The organism is Paenibacillus sp. Y280 (assembly GCF_056786335.1).
The window spans coordinates 44,753-63,268 of sequence record NZ_JBXCIW010000014.1 but is presented as its reverse complement, the minus strand read 5'-3'; the positions used below and the strand labels follow the sequence as shown (position 1 = coordinate 63,268).

Here is an 18,516-nt window from a genome sequence, read left to right as displayed (position 1 = left end):
ATTATCGTTCTATTCGCTTTTGTCTACCCGTTCCATAACGGTTGTCTTCAACGTTTGCAGTGCAGCAGCGGCAGCATCCTTCGATTCGCCCTCGACAGCAAAATAAACCTTGATCTTCGGCTCTGTACCGGAAGGACGCAAGCAGAACCATGAGCCGTCCTCAAGCATATATTTCAATACGTTTTCTGGACGAAGTCCATCATGACCCTTGCCGTAATCAAGGACTTGCTCTACCTTCACGCCGCCAATTTCAACAGGCGGATTTTGACGCCAATCATCCATAATCGCACCGATTTTTTGCACGCCGTCAAAGCCTTTGAGCGTACGTGATTCCAAGCCCTCTAAATAGAAGCCAAATTCAGCATAAAGCTCGAGCAATACATCATACAACGTTTTTCCTTGGCTGCTATAGTATGCCGCAGCCTCCGAAATCAATAACGCAGCAACGATAGCATCTTTATCACGCGCATAGGTTCCAGTTAGATAACCATAGCTCTCTTCATAGCCAAACAAGAAAGTGCGCTCGCCTGTTTGCTCATAGCGTGTCATTTTTTCTCCGATATATTTGAAGCCAGTCAGCGTATTCTCAACCTCTACCCCATACGAACGGGCAATATCCGCTCCCAATTCACTTGTGACGATTGTTTTAACCACAACGCCATTGTCCGGCAGCTGGCCGCGCTCCTTCAACTGACTAAGCACATAATGAACCATTAACGCACCGGACTGGTTGCCGGTAAGCACGACGTATTCGCCCTCGTTGTTCTTCACGACTGCACCCATACGGTCGGCATCAGGATCCGTACCAATAATGATATCGGCATCAACCTGCTGCGCGAGCTTGATCGCGAGCGTGAACGCTTCGCGCTCTTCAGGGTTGGGAGATTTCACCGTACTGAAATAGCCGTCTGGCTGCTCCTGCTCCGGCACGATGTGAACGTTGTTGAAGCCAACTTTTTTGAGCACTTCCCGAACTGGCATATTGCCTGTCCCGTGCAGCGGCGTAAAGACGACGCTGAACTTCTCGCCAATTCCACCTTTAATCAGATCTGCGTTCAAGCTTTGAGCAACTACCGTATCAATAAACTGTTGATCAGCTTCCTCGCCTAGCCAGCGAAGCAAGCCTTGAGCTTCTGCTTCCTCGCGGGATAGCCTTTTTACTTCATCGAAGCTGGCGATTTGACTGATAGCTGAAATAACCTGTTCAGCCTCCTCAGGAATAAGCTGGCAGCCGTCGGAGCCGTATGCTTTGTAGCCATTGTATTCAGGCGGATTATGGCTTGCCGTAATGACGATACCGCTGGAAGCCTTTAGCTCACGCACCGCATAGGAAAGCTGAGGTGTCGGGCGAAGCGCAGAAAACAAATAAGTAACAATGCCGTTGCCAGCAAGCACAAGCGCGGCATCCAGCGCAAATTCAGGCGAATAATTACGGGAATCATGAGCAATGACAACCGATGGGCTAGCCTCAGCCGATGCGCCGGCAAGCAGCCAATTAGCAAGCCCTTGTGTCGCTTTGCCAACCGTATATGCGTTAAGACGGTTCGTTCCTGCGCCCATCACGCCGCGCAAGCCGCCTGTACCAAACTCAAGATCACGATAGAAACGATCCGTAATTTCCTTGTCTTGCCCTTCAATTCCGAGAAGCTCTTCCTTCGTCGCTGCATCGATAAGCGGATCATTAAGCCAAGCCTCGTATTTAGCAATAACGGTATCATTTGTTGGAGTTGTCATAATTATCAGCCTCTCTCATTCATGATTTTTAATTTATGAAGGATTTGATAAAGCAAACATTAGCTCGCCTTCTGCAACGATCTGATCACCTACTCTTGCTGTCCCTTGCCCTTTTCCGATTGAACCTTTGAGTCTTGTAATTTGCACCTCTAGCGTCAGAGTATCCCCAGGCTTAACCTGACCGCGGAAGCGGAAACCGTCAATGCCCGCAAAAAAGCCCAGCTTGCCGCGATTGGCTTCAATCATGAGCATCGCAACAGTACCGACCTGCGCTAGCGCTTCAACAATAAGAACGCCAGGCATTACCGGATAGCCGGGGAAGTGACCCACAAAGTAAGGCTCATTCATCGTTACATTTTTCAGACCGACAGCCCTAACGCCTGGCTCAACCTCCAAAATACGATCGATCAGCAGAAACGGCGGACGGTGCGGAATAATTTCTTGAATTTGATTAATGTCCAACATGTTAAAAAAAAGCCCCTTTCAAAGTTTGAGTAGTATAAAAACGGTGTATTTGTACGACACTAATCATATCCCTCATAAAACTGCAGTTTATGAAGGTTAAGATAAGGGGCTTGGCTGCTTGGACCAGATGTGTCCTTCGCCAAGCCTCTTTGTTCATATGTAGAAGCTTTGATAAATCATGAATGCCCGGTCGGCATTCCCGGGACTGCTTTATTAAGCGCCTTAAACATGACGATATACACAATGGAAGTGATGAACGAAAAGGCAATGACCGCCCACAAATACGAATGTGCATTTGGCGCTTCAAAGAAGATGAGCATAATCGCCGCATAGAACAGCACGGTTGTCAGCTTCCCCATCCAATTGGCAGGCACCGTCTTCTTTCCTCGAAAATGGAAATACAATCCTCCAGCTATCATGCCAAGATCGCGCAAAAACATCGCTGCTGCTGCCGCCCATGAAATATGACCGGAAATGAGCAACGATACAATTACAGTAATGAGCATCAGCTTGTCAGCGAGCGGATCGAGCATAATGCCAACCATCGTAACCTTGCCGCTTCGGCGCGCAATATAACCATCAAGCACATCAGTAATACCCGCAGCGACCATAATCAAGAAGGCAGGAATCATATGTCCTTTAACGAATACCGCTATGTAGACAGGAATCAATACAAAACGCAATGATGTTAATAGATTCGGCAGATTCAAACTCGCACGCTCCTCTACCTATTGCTTACTGTCCATCATGGTTCCAAACTATTATACAACTACCTCCCCTAAAAATAAAACCTTCGCTGGTCCGAGAAAGCCGAGTTTTTATGCATCCATCGTTCCATGCCGGCATTTAAAAAACTTTATTACCATATTATACCTTCGTTCTTCATTTTCGCCATCTCTTTACCGTTAATTAGTAGAAGGACAATTACTTTTACAAAGAGAGGACAGGGATGTAGTGAAATTTAGTTTACGTATCGGTACGTCGTTCAAAGAAACTCGTAGGTGGTTTGCAGCTGCTCTTGCATTCATGATCGTCATGACTTCGTTAACAGGAGTTGCGATTGCTGCAGAAGATAACGTAACTGGCATCGAATTTAGTTATGATTCATCGGATTACAACAGCAGCACATCATCTATCGCAACATTCATTGAGGATGACAAAGTGAATTTAACCGTTTTCGCCTCCATTTCAGGCTCGGCAAACAAGAAGGACGTCACAGCGGATGCGACATGGAAATCGTCCAACACAGCATTTGTAAAAGTGGAAAAAGGCGTATTAACCGGTGTCGGCAAGGGAACGGCGACGATAAGCGCTACTTATAAAGGCTTCACCATTTCCATCAAGGCGTCATCTGATTACATTTACGATTCCGTTGTTCTAAAGTATCTAAATGGAACGGAAGCACCGACTACGCAAGATATTGAAATCGGTCAGCCTTTAATCTTCGCACTTGACGGTACAAAAACAAATACTAGCAGCAAGAATGTGACTAGCGAAGCCGTTTGGACATCTTCAAACGCTGCAATCGCAACTGTTGATGAAGGTACGATTACGTTGTTGGGCGTTGGAGCCGTTACCATTACAGCCAAGCTGAAGGGCAAATCCGATTCCATTACAATCCATGTATCCTCACCGTACAAAACGATCTCGATCGATTCGGGAGCTTCAGGTCATTTAGTCGAGCTCAATATTGGTTCTGATGACAAAAAGTTAACGGCATCCGTCGTTTCCAAGACAGGCGAAACACTTCCTCCCGTCACAGATACAGCCAAATGGGTTAGTGCCAATGAGAAGGTGGCGACGGTTAAAAAAGGCGTCGTCACCGCGGTGGCTGCCGGCAAAACGACGATTACCGTATCCCATAGAGGTGTATCCACCTCTATCGATGTAATCGTTCGTACAGCTTTCCAATCGATTAGATTGTCTCCAGAGAAAGAATATCACCTGCTTCTGCAAGATGATTCTCTTCAGGTAACAGCAGAAGTATTAGATAATTCTAATGTCATCTCTCCTGTGACAAATAAGGCGGAATGGACGTCCTCCAATGTCGCAGTCGCTACGGTCTCAGCCGGCGGCCTTGTTACGCCTAAGGCTGTTGGAACTACCAAAATTGCGGCAAGTTACAAAGGAGTTAGCCGCAGCATCGATATTACGGTGTACCCAAGCGTAAGCGACATTAGCGTAGAGACTGAAACCATCGACGGCTTTAATGGGATCAGCGGTGATCTACCTAAAGTAACGGCAACAACGTTTGACGGTTCAAAGGTCGATGTTTCGAAAATCGCGACTTGGACTTCCAAGGACGAGAAGGTCGCTGTCCTTAAAGACGGACAATGGACAGCCAAAGCCATTGGCGAAACCTTGCTTACTGCGACCGTTCAAGGAAAAAAAATCGAAGTAAAATTATTTGTTCATGTGAAGCCGTTGAAGCTAATCGCAAGCGTAAAGGATCTTAGCATTATTTTAGGAAAAGAAACGCCATACCCTTCTGTAACCGTCGTTAATGAGGATGGGGAAGAAGAGGACATCTCAAGCAAAATCAAATGGAAAACCACGTCAGAGGATATCGTGCTCAAGGATGAGGTAATGAAGGGCCTTGAGGTGTCCAGCATTACACTCACAGCCACTTACCTGACGAAGAGCGTATCTGTGCGCGTGAAGGTTGAAGAAGAGATTGTGAAGCTCGTAGTTGAGCCTGCTGCACTGGATCTTAATCCAGGCCGATCCAAATCAGTTAAGGTAACTGGCTACTACAAGAGCGGCATGCAGGTTTCCCTCGGTTCAAAAATGAACTGGGAGTCCGGAAATCCAAACATCGCGAGCGTAAGCAACACAACCGTTAAAGCAGCAGCTGTCGGAACAACAAAAATTACAGGGTCATACCAAGGCAAAACGGTCGTAGTTCCTATCGTTGTATCGCCTAAGCTCAAATCACTTGTTCTTTCGAGCAAATCGGTGCAGCTAACAGCTGGCGGGACTTATCTCGCTAAACTGCAAGCTAATTTCACGACTGGAGATCCCTCTAACGTGACTGATGCTGCAGTTTGGACTTCGTCCAAAGCTAGCGTCGCAACCGTAGTAGGCGGCAAAATCGTTGCTGTCAGCAAAGGCACTGCATCCATTAAAGCAACCTATGCTGGAAAAAGCGTAACCATACGGGTAACGGTAAAATAGTTCATGCAGCAATAAAAAATTCGTGTAAGAAATAAAAAGCAGGTCGAGGCCATAAGCCTTGATCTGCTTTTTTTCGGGTCCATTGCAAGTTATTCTTTCCTTGCAAAAAAAGCTGTCCGTCAAGCCGCTAATGCCGCTAGATAGACAACCTTTTTATCCTATGATTATTAAGATTCAGCGAATACCAGGTCATAAAGATGCTGCCATGTGGACCAGCTAAATACTTCTTCGTTAGGCTGCTTGCCCACTACGACATAACCAACATATAAACCTGTAACAAGCATAATAACCATTATGAGCGGTACGATGCTTTTGCGTAAAAACCACAGCAGCATCCTTACCCCTTTGGGCCGTTGCTTCTTATCGGAGCTCCCGTCAGTCTTCGCGCCAATATTGCGCTTCTTCTTCCCAGAGCCGCTCTCTTCTGCTTGACTCCCGACCCCGCTTGCGCCGCGGTCGATTCGTTCATCGGCCATACTCATCTACATCATCCTATCCTTATGCGCGCAGTCCGTTTGTCAGGCTCATCATCGTATCGCTTGACGATAACGCTCTAGCTGCCAATTGATAAGCACGCTGCACATTAATAAGCTCGGTCATCTCATCCGTCAGCTCAACATTTGATTGCTCCAAGTATCCTTGGCGCAAAGTAATAAGATTTTCCGAATTAGGTACAATCTGCTGCACCACATCGCCCGCGTCTATGCCATTAGCCACAACAAACAGGTTATCGTTAACCGCAGTCAGTGCTGATGGACGTGAAGCCTGAAGCAGCTTTATGCTGCCAAGCTCAATGGTACGATTAGGGGATACCCCAAGCACAGAACCGTCTGAATTAACGCGTAGACTATAGCCTTGAGGCACAACGATATTGCCCTCAATGATGTCCCCAGTCAAAGGATCCTTAACATTAGCAACGACTGGATATCCGTCTTCCGCTGCCAAAATCGTATCACCGTTTCCGCCGAGCGTCAACTGAAAGGCGCCATTGCGCGTGTATCCGCGATTGCCGGCGTCGTCCACCTCGACCTCAAACAATGCATTTCCTTCGATCGCAATATCCGTATCTTTATTCGTTCCCTGCATAGGGCCTTGGGATAGATTCGGCTGAACCAACGTCATCCGAGAGCCCCAGCCTTGCGTATAGTCCATCGGCGTAAGACGACCAGGCTGATTAAACGCATCGGGCTGGCTTCTTAAGTTCGTAAGAAGATCCTCAAAGGTTGCTTCCTTGCGTTTGTAACCAACGGTGTTCACATTAGCAATATTATCTGCAAGCAAATCCAGCTTTTTTTGAAGTCCATTCATCGATACCATAGCGTTGATCATTGAACTGTTCATACTTCGTGCACCTCCGCTGCTTTACGCCTGTTGTTATACGCGACCTACATCATTAACTGCTTTATTCAAGCTTTGATCATAAAATTGAATGACCTTCTGGTTCGCTTCATAAGCGCGGAGCGCTGACATCAGATCAACTGCCGCTTGCGCAGCATCAACATTGGAGCGCTCTACGTAGCCTTGTCTCACCTCAACGCGCTCATCTGGAGCAATTGCAACCGCTTCTCCATCCTCAGTGGCAAATCTAAAGCTTCCGTTCCCTTCACGCACGAGCAGATTCGGATTATCGATTCGGCTAACCAGCAGTTGAACGCCTATATCCTGTCCATCTATATCTTGAAAGCGTTGATTCCCTGTCAATTTGAGGTTCTCAAGGCCTACGCCTACTGGCATTTGAATAGGTTGTCCATCCGTGCCGAGCACGTTCGAGCCATCGTTTGCCATGAGAAAGCCTTCCTCGGTAAGCGTAAACTTACCACTTCGCGTATAACGAATTTCGCCATTCTGATCCTGTATAGTAAAGAAAGCTTGCGGCTGGAATGTTACCTCTCCGTCTGGACCAACATTTTTGCCGGATGCGTCAAAAGAAAGACCGTCCATTTCAATGTTCGAAATCAACGCAAAATCAGACGAGTTGTTCGTCTGCGATAAATCGCCCTGCAAATGGATAGACAAGCTTTCTTCCGCAAATACGCCGGTTGTCAGCTTCCCGATCTTGTTGATACTCTCGGAGCCTGCTCCAGTCAATGACAGCATCAGTTCCGGAAAAGAACGGGTTACCGCATTGGTCTGCTTATAACCAGGCGTGTTTATGTTTGAAATATTATTCGTTACCGTATCATGTCTTCGCTGCTGTGAAATCATGCCCGACGCTGCGGTGTATAAGCCTCTTAACATCGTTGTTACCCCCTTGGCCGCTTCCAATCCAACTTCCTATATATGTTATCGGTTGAAAGCAAGGCTGCCTGTATAGCTTGTTCTGCGACCAATGGCTCATTTACGCCTCGGCTGCGCCCCCCTAAGGCTCCCTACCCGCGCAAATGATTTGTTCACGGCCGCTTCTGCCCTTACTTCTGCCCTTACTTCTTCCCGAGCTTGTCCAAGTTATCTAGAAGGATACCGGTCCCTTTGACGACGCAGTGCATAGGATCTTCCGCAATCAATACCGGTACCTTAAGCTCATCTGCAAGCAGCGCATCAAGTCCGCCGAGCAAAGCGCCACCGCCTGTCAAAATAACGCCGCGGTCAATGATGTCCGCTGACAGCTCCGGCGGCGTGCGCTCAAGGACGGCCTTAGCTGCAGATACGATGGACATGACTGGATCCCAGAGCGCCTCGCGGACCTCTCCGGAACGAATCGTTAACGTAAGAGGAAGACCCGAAACCATATCTCGGCCGCGGATGTCGATCTCCTCTTGGCGTCCGCCCTCAAGCACGGTACCGATCTTAATTTTAATATCCTCGCTCGTTCTCTCACCAATCAACAGCTTGTATTTATTCTTAATAAATTTCATGATTGCATCGTCGAACTTGTCCCCTGCAACTTTAATAGAAGAGGCGGTCACAACGTCGCCCATAGAAAGAACGGCCACATCCGTTGTGCCCCCGCCAATGTCTACGACCATGTTGCCGCTAGGCTGGAAAATATCCATTCCAGCCCCTATAGCGGCAGCTTTGGGCTCATCCTCAAGAAATACTTCCTTAGCGCCGCTGCGCTCTGCAGCCTCGCGAATAGCCTTCTGCTCAACTGATGTAATGTTCGTTGGCGCGCAAATAAGAATGCGGGGACGGCTAAACCACTTCCGTCCCTCGACGCGATCAATAAATGCTTTTAGCATAATTTCCGTAATTTCAAAATCCGCAATAACCCCATCACGCAATGGCCGAATTGCAACAATATTGCCTGGCGTCCGGCCTACCATTCTATGTGCTTCCTCGCCAACTGCCAGCACTTTCTTAGAATCTCTTTCAATCGCAACGACTGAAGGCTCATCGAGTACGACGCCTCTTCCTTTTACATGAATGGAAACATTGGCTGTTCCAAGATCGATCCCAATATCCTTGCTCAACATAAGGCTTAAGTCCCCCAACGAATAATAATTACAAAACGTACATTTGGTTCCCTTGACATGGAAACCGCTAACGTTTATTATTCGCCAAAAAAGACAAATTTCCTCTATAATTCGAGAAAAAACTTCACAGCTTTCCAGCGGCGAGCACTTCACGCTTTTTTGTACCCGTTTTCTTATATTTAATCTTGGTCGCTTCTCCTCCCCTCAGATGCCGAATGGATTTGTGGTATTCGAGAATGTGCTTAACCTGATCGGCCAGATCGGGGTTTATTTCAGGAAGCCGCTCAGTCAAGTCCTTGTGCACCGTGCTTTTGGATACACCGAACTCCTTGGCAATCGTACGCACCGTGTGCTTCGTTTCTACGATGCAGCGGCCTATTTTAATGGTTCGCTCCTTAATGTAATCGTGCACGTTCCCGCCTCCCTACTCGAGATAGTTTGGTACATTATATGAGTAGGCCACGTATATATTCGTTATGGTCAAGCCTGACAAGCCTGAATGTGAATAAATTTTCATAAAAACGTAAAACAGGCAGGGAATTGCTCCCTGCCTGTACGTCTAAAGTCCTATTTTTCAGAAAAGTTAATCTCCAGCCGCCCTTATTCTGTAATCAACGAGCTTGGGTTAATGGGCTTGCCGTTGTTGCGTGTTTCATAATGAAGGTGAATGCCCAGATCGCGTTCTAGATCGTTGCGGCCCGCTTTTGCAATGACCGTACCTTGTGTAACATCATCGCCTTCAGCCACTTGAATGTCCGTCACGCTTTGGTAAATGGTAACCAGACCGCCTTCATGCGTAATTTCAATAACGTTGCCGTTTGTTGGTTCTGTCTTCACATAAGTGACTTTACCGGAGAGTGCGGCTTGCACATCGAAGGTTTTGCCGCTTGGATCAACAAAGTCGATGCCCATGTGCGGTGAGAACGTGTCTCCCACTTGAACGAGTGCAGCTTCGCGCTCCGCGTCGCTTGATTTCTCATCATAGAACGAAATCTCTTCCTTCAGTGCCGCTTTGTCAGCGATTGGCCATTGCATCAACTCGTCGCCAAGTACAACTTCAGGCGTTTCATCGCCTTTGCCTTCCGGTGCTGTAGTTCCCCCTTGTGAAACTTCAGTAGGATCGACTTTTCCTGTTGTAGATTTCGATTGATCGGCCCCCTGATAGATCCACATTAAGGTTACGATAATTGCTGCCGCGGCCATGAAGATTGCTGGAGATACCCATCGCTTTGCAAAAAGGTTCTTCCATCCACTGCTAGATTTGGCGGCAGACGTTCCTCCCAGAACAGTTTTGGGAGTTTCTTCTGGTTTTTGCTTCGGTTTACTTTGATTTTGATCATTCATTTTCTATCACCTCACTAGCCATTGTTGCCAGATCTGCTAGGTTTATACGTGAGGCATACGAAAAGTTGAAAGAGTTTAAATTACGAGCGGCGAGAGAGCTGCTTCGCAAGCTTTGAAGCTTGCTCCACTTGAACACTAGAGTAATAATGTTCCAATATTTCATCTGCGCCTGCCCCTGTTTGAGCCATACCATTCGCACCCCATTGGCTCATTCCAACGCCATGTCCGTAGCCATAGGTCGTAATCGAGATGGCATTTCCTTTTATGCTCCAGGTGAATTGAGAGGATGCAAGACCTAGCGCCTCTCTCACTTCCCGCCCCGTAAAAGCGTTATCTCCTATCGTAATCTTGCTGATGCGATTGCCTTCCGTTTTCTCTATTACGCGGATTGAAGGTTTAACAGAGCCCTTCTTCCTCACACCGAGCTTGCTGTAAAACTCATTTAACGAGAGCTCCACCGTTTCTTTATAGCGAGGGGAGATCACTTTATCCCACGGGCTTGCCACACTCCGCAAATAAGGAATTTCTTGGTTCCAATAGTCCTCTGAATTTTCCGTATAACCGTTGCTGGTTGAGAAAAATGAAGCCTCTATCGGCTCGCCTTTATACGTTATTATTTTTCCATTTGTCTGAGCGATTACTTCGTCCAGCTTGCTCATGTTCTTCTTCTGCTTGTTCTTGGGCCATTTTCGCGCGAGCTCCGCCAAAGAGACATATACCTGATGCTCAATAGTATCGGTCACATCCGCTCCCGCTACAGGCACTCCGCTATCATTTCCTTGAACGATTCGCCGAACCATATACGTACGTGCGGCAATCGCTTGCGCCTTCAATGCTTCAAGCTCGAAGTCGATCGGCATTTCCGCAGCCACAACGCCGCGGACGTAGGTTTCCAGCGGAACCCTCTCAATCCGTTTTTCCTTCGTCATATAAACACGGATGGTGATATGATCAAGTGCATTTGAAGTTTCCGCATGCGATTCCTCACTTAAGGAAGGCTTGGCCGCAGGCTTTGGTTGATCTCTACTTACTGATGGCTTAGTTCCTTCTGGCTCAATTGCAATGTCTGCCGAGGCATCTGCTTGAAAGCCGTCTTTCACTCCGCTAGTATCTGTTAATACACGAGCAGCCTGCACATTTTTCAGCTCATTCAGCGACAGCCTTACTAGCAGGATGGACGCCCCCAGCATAGCGCCAATTGCAAATAGCGCCATCCATCTGCTTTTCCGCAAACGGTCGACTATCGAAACTATTGAAAACTTCCCTATCCCTCGACTCATGAGCTCTCCTTCCACCTTGGCGGTAAGGGAAAACAGGAATCAGCTCGCGCCGGCTGATCTCTCTTAAACCGCTTGATGGTTCATTCTATGAGTCTAAATGATAGGGTAGAACTTCAAATGGCTAATCGTGGCGAAGCACGTCAACCGGCCAAAGCTCGCCGCTTTATTCGCAGGCAAAAAGCCGAACACCACGCCGACGAATGCAGAAAAAGCAAATGCCAACAATACGGTGTCGATTGGAACCTCTGTCTCGGACTGGATAAAAACACCAATAACGATAGAGGCAGCATAGCCTAGCCCGATCCCTAGCGCGCCTCCCAAACCGCTTATACAAACAGCCTCTACTAGAAACTGGAGATCGCTACATAAATAAGCTGCTTGAAATCATACATATTGCGCTGAAGCTCCCTAATTCCCATGTGATTGAATTATGTAAGCACGTATGCGTGCTTACAGAGCACTGCCCACTCTAGCTGCTCTTTCACTTTATTAGCTCGTGCATGCGATATGAACTAACAAATCCTCCAGCGTGGATGAAGAAGAGAATGCAACAAAAAAGAGCATCATTCCTTCTCAGCCCCAAGAGGCGAAGAAAAACAATACTCTAATAGATGTTTTTTACAAAGGCGGCAGCTCTTTCAACATAGGCAAGGAAGAAATCGCACCCGCTCTGGTCGTCGTCAGGGCTGCTGCGGTATTGGCGAATGAAAGAATCCGTTCCGCCTTTTGGGCCTCAATCGTCTCTAATACGCCCTCGTTTAATTGAAGTTGATATAACAGTGCCCCAATAAAAGCATCACCGGCACCAGTCGTGTCAACGACCGCTACCTTTTGGCCGGGCACAGATACGTCGTAGGATCTCATATACCATGCCGCTCCATCGGAGCCCCGAGTATAGACGACAGCCTGTACATCGCCGACAAACAGCGAAGAAATAGCCTCCTGCTCGTCCTCGATTCCTGTAATAAAGGCAAGCTCATCCGAACTTATTTTGACAAGGTGGCTAAAAGGTATAAATTGAAGGATCGTCTGCCTGCACTGCTCGTGATCGTCCCAAAGCGGAAGACGCACATTGGGATCAAAGCTGATAAGGCCGCCCGCTGCCTTCATCGCCGCAATCGCTTTGAGATGCGCATGCTTCACTGGAGCCTCTATGAGATCAACGGAGCAATAATGCAAAATATCCCCTTTTGCGAACCATTCCTCACCGATCTCCTCTTCCGCTAGCAGCATGTCCGCACTCGGATTGCGATAGAAGGAAAAATCTCTGTCGCCGTCTGCCTTTAGGCTTACGAAAGCAAGAGCTGTATTCGCTTCCTTCGTTCGGAGCACGTAACGTGTATCGACTCCTGCGGCATCCATCGTTTCTACGAGAAAGTCGCCAAAAGCATCCAAGCCCAGCTTGCCGATGAATGCGCTGCTGCCGCCTAGCTTCGCTACTGCACAAGCGACATTCGCCGGAGCTCCTCCGGCTTCCTTCTTAAAGCCGACAACGTTCTTCAACTCAACTCCGCGTGCATCAGGTATAAAGTCTATTAGTGCTTCACCAATTGTATATAGTTTAGACAATTTAAGTCCCTCCTGGATTCAGGTTCCGTTTGTTAAAGAATACCACAGAACAAACAGCCATGGGCATACGCTTGAAATGCCTATCGGAACGGCACCTGCATGTGGATGAACGAAAAGAAGCTGTTTCAGATAAGCCCAGGTCGGCTTATTTGAAACAGCTTCTTCTTTAAAATGAATGACGTTATGCCCAGGTTGGCTGTATTTTGAGAACGGCAACTTCTTTCTCACGCTTGTAGGAAGCAGCCGATTCACCGTCAGACGATGCGGAAATCGCAACCACGGAAGCGATATCCCGAGCCGATACCACATGGCTGCTTGAAGTCTGCTTGCTTGGTGAAGCCATAGCTGCAGCAACTTCTTGCTCAACACGATGGATATCAGCACCCAGTGCTGCAAGCTTGCCCGTAATATTGACATAACCGCGATCCACATGATGCAGACCTGTTACTTCCGTCTCGCCGTCAGCGCGCAATGCCGCACAAATAAGTGCTGCTCCTGCTCTCAAATCGGTTGCACATACTTTCGCACCTGTAAGCGGCAGGCCGCCGCTAACGATAGCTGTGCGTCCATCCACCTTGATTTGAGCGTTCATTTTCTGAAACTCCTCGACGTGCATGAAACGATTCTCGAACACCGTTTCCGTTACGACGCTTGTTCCTTCGGATACAAGCAAAAGCGCCATCATTTGAGATTGCATATCTGTCGGGAAGCCTGGATGCGGCAAGGTTTTGACGTCAACCGATTTCAGCACAGCGCTGGATTGCACGCGAATGCCGTTATCGCTCTCTGTAATTTCAACGCCCATTTCCTGAAGCTTAGAAATGACCGGCGTCAAATGATCAGCAATTGCGCCTTCAACGAATACGTCTCCGCCCGTAATGGCGGCAGCGATCATATAGGTTCCTGCTTCAACGCGGTCAGGAATGACATTATGCGCTGCGCCGAACATTTTATCCACGCCCTCGATACGGATCACGCCTGTGCCTGCACCGCGCACTTTACCGCCCATGGCATTAATATAGTTCGCTAAATCAACGATCTCAGGTTCTTTGGCAGCATTTTCAAGAATGGTTGTACCCTCAGCCAAAGCCGCTGCCATCATAATGTTTTCCGTTGCACCTACGCTGGCTACGTCCAGGTAAATCTTCGCGCCTTTAAGACGAGTCTTCGTACTTGCTTCAATGAAGCCTTGCCCAAGCGTAATTTCTGCGCCCATCGCTTCAAAGCCTTTCAAATGCTGGTCAATTGGACGAGTGCCGATCGCGCAGCCGCCTGGCAGCGAAATTCTAACCTTGCCTATACGGCCCAAAAGAGGCCCCATGACAAGAAAAGAAGCCCGCATTTTACGAATTAGTTCATAAGGTGCCTCGAAAGACGTAATCGCCTGCGCTGTAATGCGCATCGTTTCATTGTTATAAGTTAATTGTGCGCCCAAAGAGGCAAGCACTTTCTGGATCGTCATAACGTCGTCGAGGAGGGGTACGTCATAGATGACGCTGTCTCCTTCTGTCGCCAATAATGAGGCCGCTAAAATGGGGAGTACTGCATTTTTTGCTCCGCTAACACGGACCGTACCCTTTAAACGCTGGCCTCCGCGGACGATAATTTTGGTCATCTTTTGGTTCCCTCCGCGAACTGCAATTTCTATTTCCTATTCGTGAATAATCTGGAATAGCTCAGTTTACCCAAACTTCATCTTATCACTCAATTACACAAATCGACAAGCGTTAAATTATTACTACTTTTTGCATACGCTTCCCTCGGCAATTCATGACTTTTTTCACTAGAAACGGCGCTTTTTTTCGAAAACAAGCATGTTTCCGCTCCGCAAATAGGTCCTAATTAATACCTATTCGCACGCCATTTTCTTTTTGAGTCCGTCATGTATTACCCATTGTTGACATGTTTCGCTTTTGTTATTCGACAAAGCTTTTGAGAAGCACGGTATAGCCCCAATATTCCAAAATAAATTTGGCCAAAAGATGGCCCATAATGATGGCGACGATGACTTGAAACAAGCGCGCTTTCGGGCTTCGCGGAAAACGAAAAAAAGTATCCCACTTTACCTCCTGAAGCACGAACCAAACAAATATAATGCTGAGTATGACAATGACAATTGAAAACAAACCCGTCATGCCTGTATAGGTTTGCATGTCATTGTAGAGCTCGTTGTCGACGTTCATGATGCCTCCCTGGCTTTCGCAGCTTATTACATATCAAACGGAATTCGAAGCAAAAATGTTTTATGCAAATATTAGGCCATGACGCGGTGCAAAAGCACGGTGAATTCAGCCCTGCTTGCCTGCTGCTTCGGTTTATAAAGATTGGACTGCATACCTTCGATTTGACCATTAAGCCTCATTGCAAACAGCATGGGAGCCGACCAATGCGATTTGGTTACGTCCTCGAACGGATCGAAGGTAGGGAGCCGCGGCTGAACGCCGTCGGCATAGCCGATTATCAACGCCATTTCCGCTCGCGTTATCGGCTTATCCGGCCTAAATGAATCATCTGGGAACCCTTTTATCCAGCCCTGATTAATCGCGATGGCTATGGCTCCATTTGCCCAGTGACTCGACTTAACATCCTTAAAACGCTTCGCTTTCGCTGTGCCAGGCGATATCGGCTTATAAGCCTTGACAACCATCGCTACCGCCTCTGCCCGTGTAATCGCACGTTTTGGCTCAAACCGATTGTCACCTGTACCATTTATGATACCCCTTTTGTTTAAGGTGATAATTTCGTTTTGCGCCCAATGCTCCTTAATATCGCGGAATCCGGCTACCAGCTCCTCTGACTTTATTTTCAAACGATAATACTGCTGGTCAAAGGGTGCGTCTGCCGTCAGCTTTACATAATACAAGCCCGGCTGCAGCTGCAGCTCATTTGTCTGAAGCTTCCCGCTTGTGCCGGTTCGGCTGGCTGCCAGTGATTTCATCCGCTTGTCATACACTTGAAGGCTCAAATCAATATCGGGCGGAGCACCGTTTACAGTCATGTTGACGATGCTTGCCTTCGTAATCCGGTATTGAAACCAATCCACGTCAGAGTAGCTGCCGATCACCCCAAGGTACTCCGTGCTTGGATTAATCATGAAGGCCTCATACGATTTATTGTTTGGTTCATTCGGATCATCATATTTAGGCGTATAATTCATCTTGAGCGTATAGATGCCTATAGTCGGACTCGCTTCTGAGGAGATCGCATTATGAACACGAATATAATATTTGCCGGGAGTCACAGTTATGACTGGTGATTGCTCTGTTTCCCCTTCTCCTTCATCGTCGTACACGAGCAGCTGCTGGCCAGCTCTTTGGAGCGCAAGCCCTGGATCAATACGCGCCGTATTCGTGCTGAGTACGAGGCTCAGCTTTCCGCTTTGTGTAAAGGTAACGGCAAACCAATCCCGATCTGCGGTCTGATGGAAGTTGCCCGTTATCGATTGAGACCTTGGCTGTAGTGTAGAGGCCTCATAGGACTTATCGTTTTTTTCGTACTCGTCCTGCTTTATGGTAAAAGTCGACGTAAGCAGATAGGGCAGGTCATCATCGCTGCTCTGATTGATTAGCTCCAACTGAATCATTTGCGGACCTTTTTTGACCTCAATGTCGATGGATCTGCTTGCAAGCTTCGTATCGCTCACGCTCTGCTCCACACCGCTTGTGTAATGGGTAAGCCGAACAGGCGGCACGATATTTCCACTAGGTACAAGCCCTTCATAGTGAACCGTCAGCGTACCGTCATACGGCGCATCAATTCGATACCAATCGCGGTCGGCGGTTCCTTGCAGCATAGCTGAAATGTTCGAGTTAAGCGGAAAACGAGCTGCAGTCGAAAAAGTGTCATTAGGCTCGGAGACATCCTGCTGCAAGGTGGAGCTAACCGCTTGGTCGATTTGCAGCACGCCATAGCCTGATGTGCGGTCAGCACCGGGCGCTCCGATATCGATAGCCGTTTGACTCAGCAGCATTCGTATTTGGTAAGCCTTCAAGTCCTTATAACGCGCCCATACGAGCGCTGCTGCCGCAGCAACCTGCGGAGCTGCCATGGACGTACCCTCTTCCGACTTATACAGTCCGCCGATTGCCGTCGTATATACATGCCAAGGTGCGACCAAGTCGAGCTCCGTGCCCCGATTGGAGCGGGCATCTACCGTATTGTCGGACTTAACGCCACCAACGGCGAGAACAGTCGGATAAGCTGCCGGGTATTTTACCTCCGCCTTCTGGCCGAGAGAGACTCCGTCATTTCCCGCTGCTGCTACGAGCAGTACATTTTTGCTTTCTGCATACTTGACGATATCGAGCATGTAAGGGGAGTAGCGATGCAAGCCTACCGAGAGCACGACGATGCTGGCGCCGCTGCGAACCGCGTACAAAATCGCATCGCCAAGCTCCTGCTCCGTACCGTCGCCGCTATGGTCAAGCGCCTTGATTGGCATTATTTTGGCTTTCCAGACGATGCCTGATACACCAATGCCATTATTCCCTGCTGCGGCTATTACACCCGCCACGCTCGTTCCGTGACCGTTATCATCATCCGGCTGCTTGCCCGGACTTACCAGATTAGCACCGGGAACGAGATTATCCTTCAAATCCGGATGGTCCAAATCGACGCCCGTATCGACGATAGCAATCGTTAGCTGCTCCTGCTCGCGAACGGTCTCCCATGCTTTTTGCGCGCCGATCTGGGTAAGATACTGCTGCTTAGACAGCATGGGATCATTGGACGGCAGTGTAACAGCCGCAGCTGCTCCTGCAAGCTTCGCTGACGGCGAGGGCGATGCTTTTTCTGCCACTTGCGAAGGCTCTGACTGAGATGGAGCCAGCGGCTTAATAGCTGGCTCCGCAGCTGCAGGCGCATCGGCTTCAGCCTCGCCCGCAGGCAAAGACAAGGCGTGCACCCGATAATTCGGGTGCACATATTCCACGCCCGGCAAGCTTTGCAGCCGGCGCAGCCACTCCTGCACGTCCGCGCCTTCGGCGGCCGGACGCACGAGCATGACCGCCGCCTCATTCTGGCGGCGCAGCACCTCTGTCCCGCGCGGCACATGCGCTAGCGCGGGGTCACGCCATTTGAGCAGCCAGCTTTGCGGCTGCTCTTCGCCTGCGCCGGCGGCGTCAGCAGCCGCGCTGGCTGCGGCGGGAGCGAGCCCTGCGGGGGCTATGCCCCCGAGGGTGACGCTCGCGAGCAAGAGCGCGAGCAGCGCGCGACGCAGGAGCTTGCGCGTGGTTAGCGCAGCCTTTGCGGCAGCCCGTTTGTGCGGGCGCGCTATATTATTTTTGATCGCAGATGACTGGCCTGCATTCGCTGACTGATCACAGTCCATTTGCGATTTTCGTGCACGTCTTGATGCTATTCGATTAATCATCATATTCTGCCTTTTCGTATCGGAACGGTTATAGTTTGTTCCTACTTTCAAATTGAAAATACTATCCCTATCATTTCTCTTTACAGACATCATTTCCCTTGTTTGAAGCAGACAAAAGGACAAAAGACCTATGAGTCTACCATTTCGTAGTTCGAAATACGGTTTC

General features: G+C 48.6%; 16 protein-coding genes. 1 reads left to right on the top strand and 15 read right to left on the bottom strand.

The genetic code is table 11. The features are described 5' to 3' along the window. Positions 1-9: 9 nt before the first annotated feature. The 3 genes from AC1TPC_RS18105 to AC1TPC_RS18095 all read right to left on the bottom strand — a co-directional run bounded on the left by AC1TPC_RS18105 (position 10) and on the right by AC1TPC_RS18095 (position 2,909). Complete coding sequence (locus AC1TPC_RS18105) at positions 10-1,734, bottom strand: phospho-sugar mutase (RefSeq protein ID WP_482068201.1); 1,725 nt, start codon at positions 1,732-1,734, stop codon at positions 10-12. A 33-nt stretch (positions 1,735-1,767) separates the two neighbouring features. Further along, positions 1,768-2,199, bottom strand: coding sequence for a 3-hydroxyacyl-ACP dehydratase FabZ (gene fabZ / locus AC1TPC_RS18100; RefSeq protein WP_056631018.1), 432 nt, complete (start codon positions 2,197-2,199; stop codon positions 1,768-1,770). Between the two features lie 176 nt (positions 2,200-2,375). Next, positions 2,376-2,909, bottom strand: coding sequence for a CDP-alcohol phosphatidyltransferase family protein (locus AC1TPC_RS18095; RefSeq protein ID WP_482068200.1), 534 nt, complete (start codon positions 2,907-2,909; stop codon positions 2,376-2,378). Positions 2,910-3,153: 244 nt separating this feature from the next. Here AC1TPC_RS18095 and AC1TPC_RS18090 point away from each other — a divergent pair, with 244 nt between their 5' ends. After that, the gene (locus tag AC1TPC_RS18090; RefSeq protein WP_482068199.1) at positions 3,154-5,373 is read left to right on the top strand and encodes an Ig-like domain-containing protein; all 2,220 of its coding nucleotides are present in this window, start codon (positions 3,154-3,156) and stop codon (positions 5,371-5,373) included. Positions 5,374-5,540: 167 nt separating this feature from the next. Here the strand turns inward: AC1TPC_RS18090 and AC1TPC_RS18085 are convergent, their stop codons facing one another. The 12 genes from AC1TPC_RS18085 to AC1TPC_RS18030 all read right to left on the bottom strand — a co-directional run bounded on the left by AC1TPC_RS18085 (position 5,541) and on the right by AC1TPC_RS18030 (position 18,401). Continuing rightward, complete coding sequence (locus AC1TPC_RS18085; RefSeq protein ID WP_482068198.1) at positions 5,541-5,855, bottom strand: DNA-directed RNA polymerase subunit beta; 315 nt, start codon at positions 5,853-5,855, stop codon at positions 5,541-5,543. A 16-nt stretch (positions 5,856-5,871) separates the two neighbouring features. Next, positions 5,872-6,714: a flagellar hook-basal body protein gene (locus tag AC1TPC_RS18080; RefSeq protein WP_482068197.1), complete on the bottom strand. Its 843-nt coding sequence runs from the start codon at positions 6,712-6,714 to the stop codon at positions 5,872-5,874. A gap of 33 nt (positions 6,715-6,747) precedes the next feature. After that, positions 6,748-7,611, bottom strand: coding sequence for a flagellar hook-basal body protein (locus tag AC1TPC_RS18075; protein WP_482068196.1), 864 nt, complete (start codon positions 7,609-7,611; stop codon positions 6,748-6,750). A 182-nt stretch (positions 7,612-7,793) separates the two neighbouring features. Next, a complete protein-coding gene (mreB, locus tag AC1TPC_RS18070) occupies positions 7,794-8,786 on the bottom strand; it encodes a rod shape-determining protein MreB (RefSeq protein WP_482068195.1) in 993 nt (330 codons plus the stop codon). A 124-nt stretch (positions 8,787-8,910) separates the two neighbouring features. Next, positions 8,911-9,198, bottom strand: a complete 288-nt coding sequence (gene spoIIID, locus AC1TPC_RS18065; RefSeq protein ID WP_482068194.1) for a sporulation transcriptional regulator SpoIIID — start codon at positions 9,196-9,198, stop codon at positions 8,911-8,913. A 188-nt stretch (positions 9,199-9,386) separates the two neighbouring features. Further along, entirely contained in the window at positions 9,387-10,130 is a 744-nt protein-coding gene (locus AC1TPC_RS18060) for a peptidoglycan DD-metalloendopeptidase family protein (RefSeq protein WP_482068193.1), read from the bottom strand. Positions 10,131-10,210: 80 nt separating this feature from the next. After that, the gene (gene spoIID, locus AC1TPC_RS18055) at positions 10,211-11,410 is read right to left on the bottom strand and encodes a stage II sporulation protein D (protein ID WP_482068192.1); all 1,200 of its coding nucleotides are present in this window, start codon (positions 11,408-11,410) and stop codon (positions 10,211-10,213) included. Between the two features lie 93 nt (positions 11,411-11,503). Continuing rightward, complete coding sequence (locus tag AC1TPC_RS18050) at positions 11,504-11,731, bottom strand: ABC transporter permease (RefSeq protein WP_482068191.1); 228 nt, start codon at positions 11,729-11,731, stop codon at positions 11,504-11,506. A 297-nt stretch (positions 11,732-12,028) separates the two neighbouring features. Then, the gene (locus tag AC1TPC_RS18045; RefSeq protein WP_482068190.1) at positions 12,029-12,979 is read right to left on the bottom strand and encodes a carbohydrate kinase family protein; all 951 of its coding nucleotides are present in this window, start codon (positions 12,977-12,979) and stop codon (positions 12,029-12,031) included. A 181-nt stretch (positions 12,980-13,160) separates the two neighbouring features. Next, a complete protein-coding gene (gene murA / locus AC1TPC_RS18040) occupies positions 13,161-14,594 on the bottom strand; it encodes a UDP-N-acetylglucosamine 1-carboxyvinyltransferase (RefSeq protein ID WP_482068189.1) in 1,434 nt (477 codons plus the stop codon). Positions 14,595-14,895: 301 nt separating this feature from the next. Continuing rightward, positions 14,896-15,162, bottom strand: coding sequence for a DUF1146 family protein (locus AC1TPC_RS18035; protein WP_482068188.1), 267 nt, complete (start codon positions 15,160-15,162; stop codon positions 14,896-14,898). Positions 15,163-15,233: 71 nt separating this feature from the next. Next, positions 15,234-18,401, bottom strand: coding sequence for a S8 family peptidase (locus tag AC1TPC_RS18030; protein WP_482068187.1), 3,168 nt, complete (start codon positions 18,399-18,401; stop codon positions 15,234-15,236). Between the last annotated feature and the right edge of the window lie 115 nt (positions 18,402-18,516).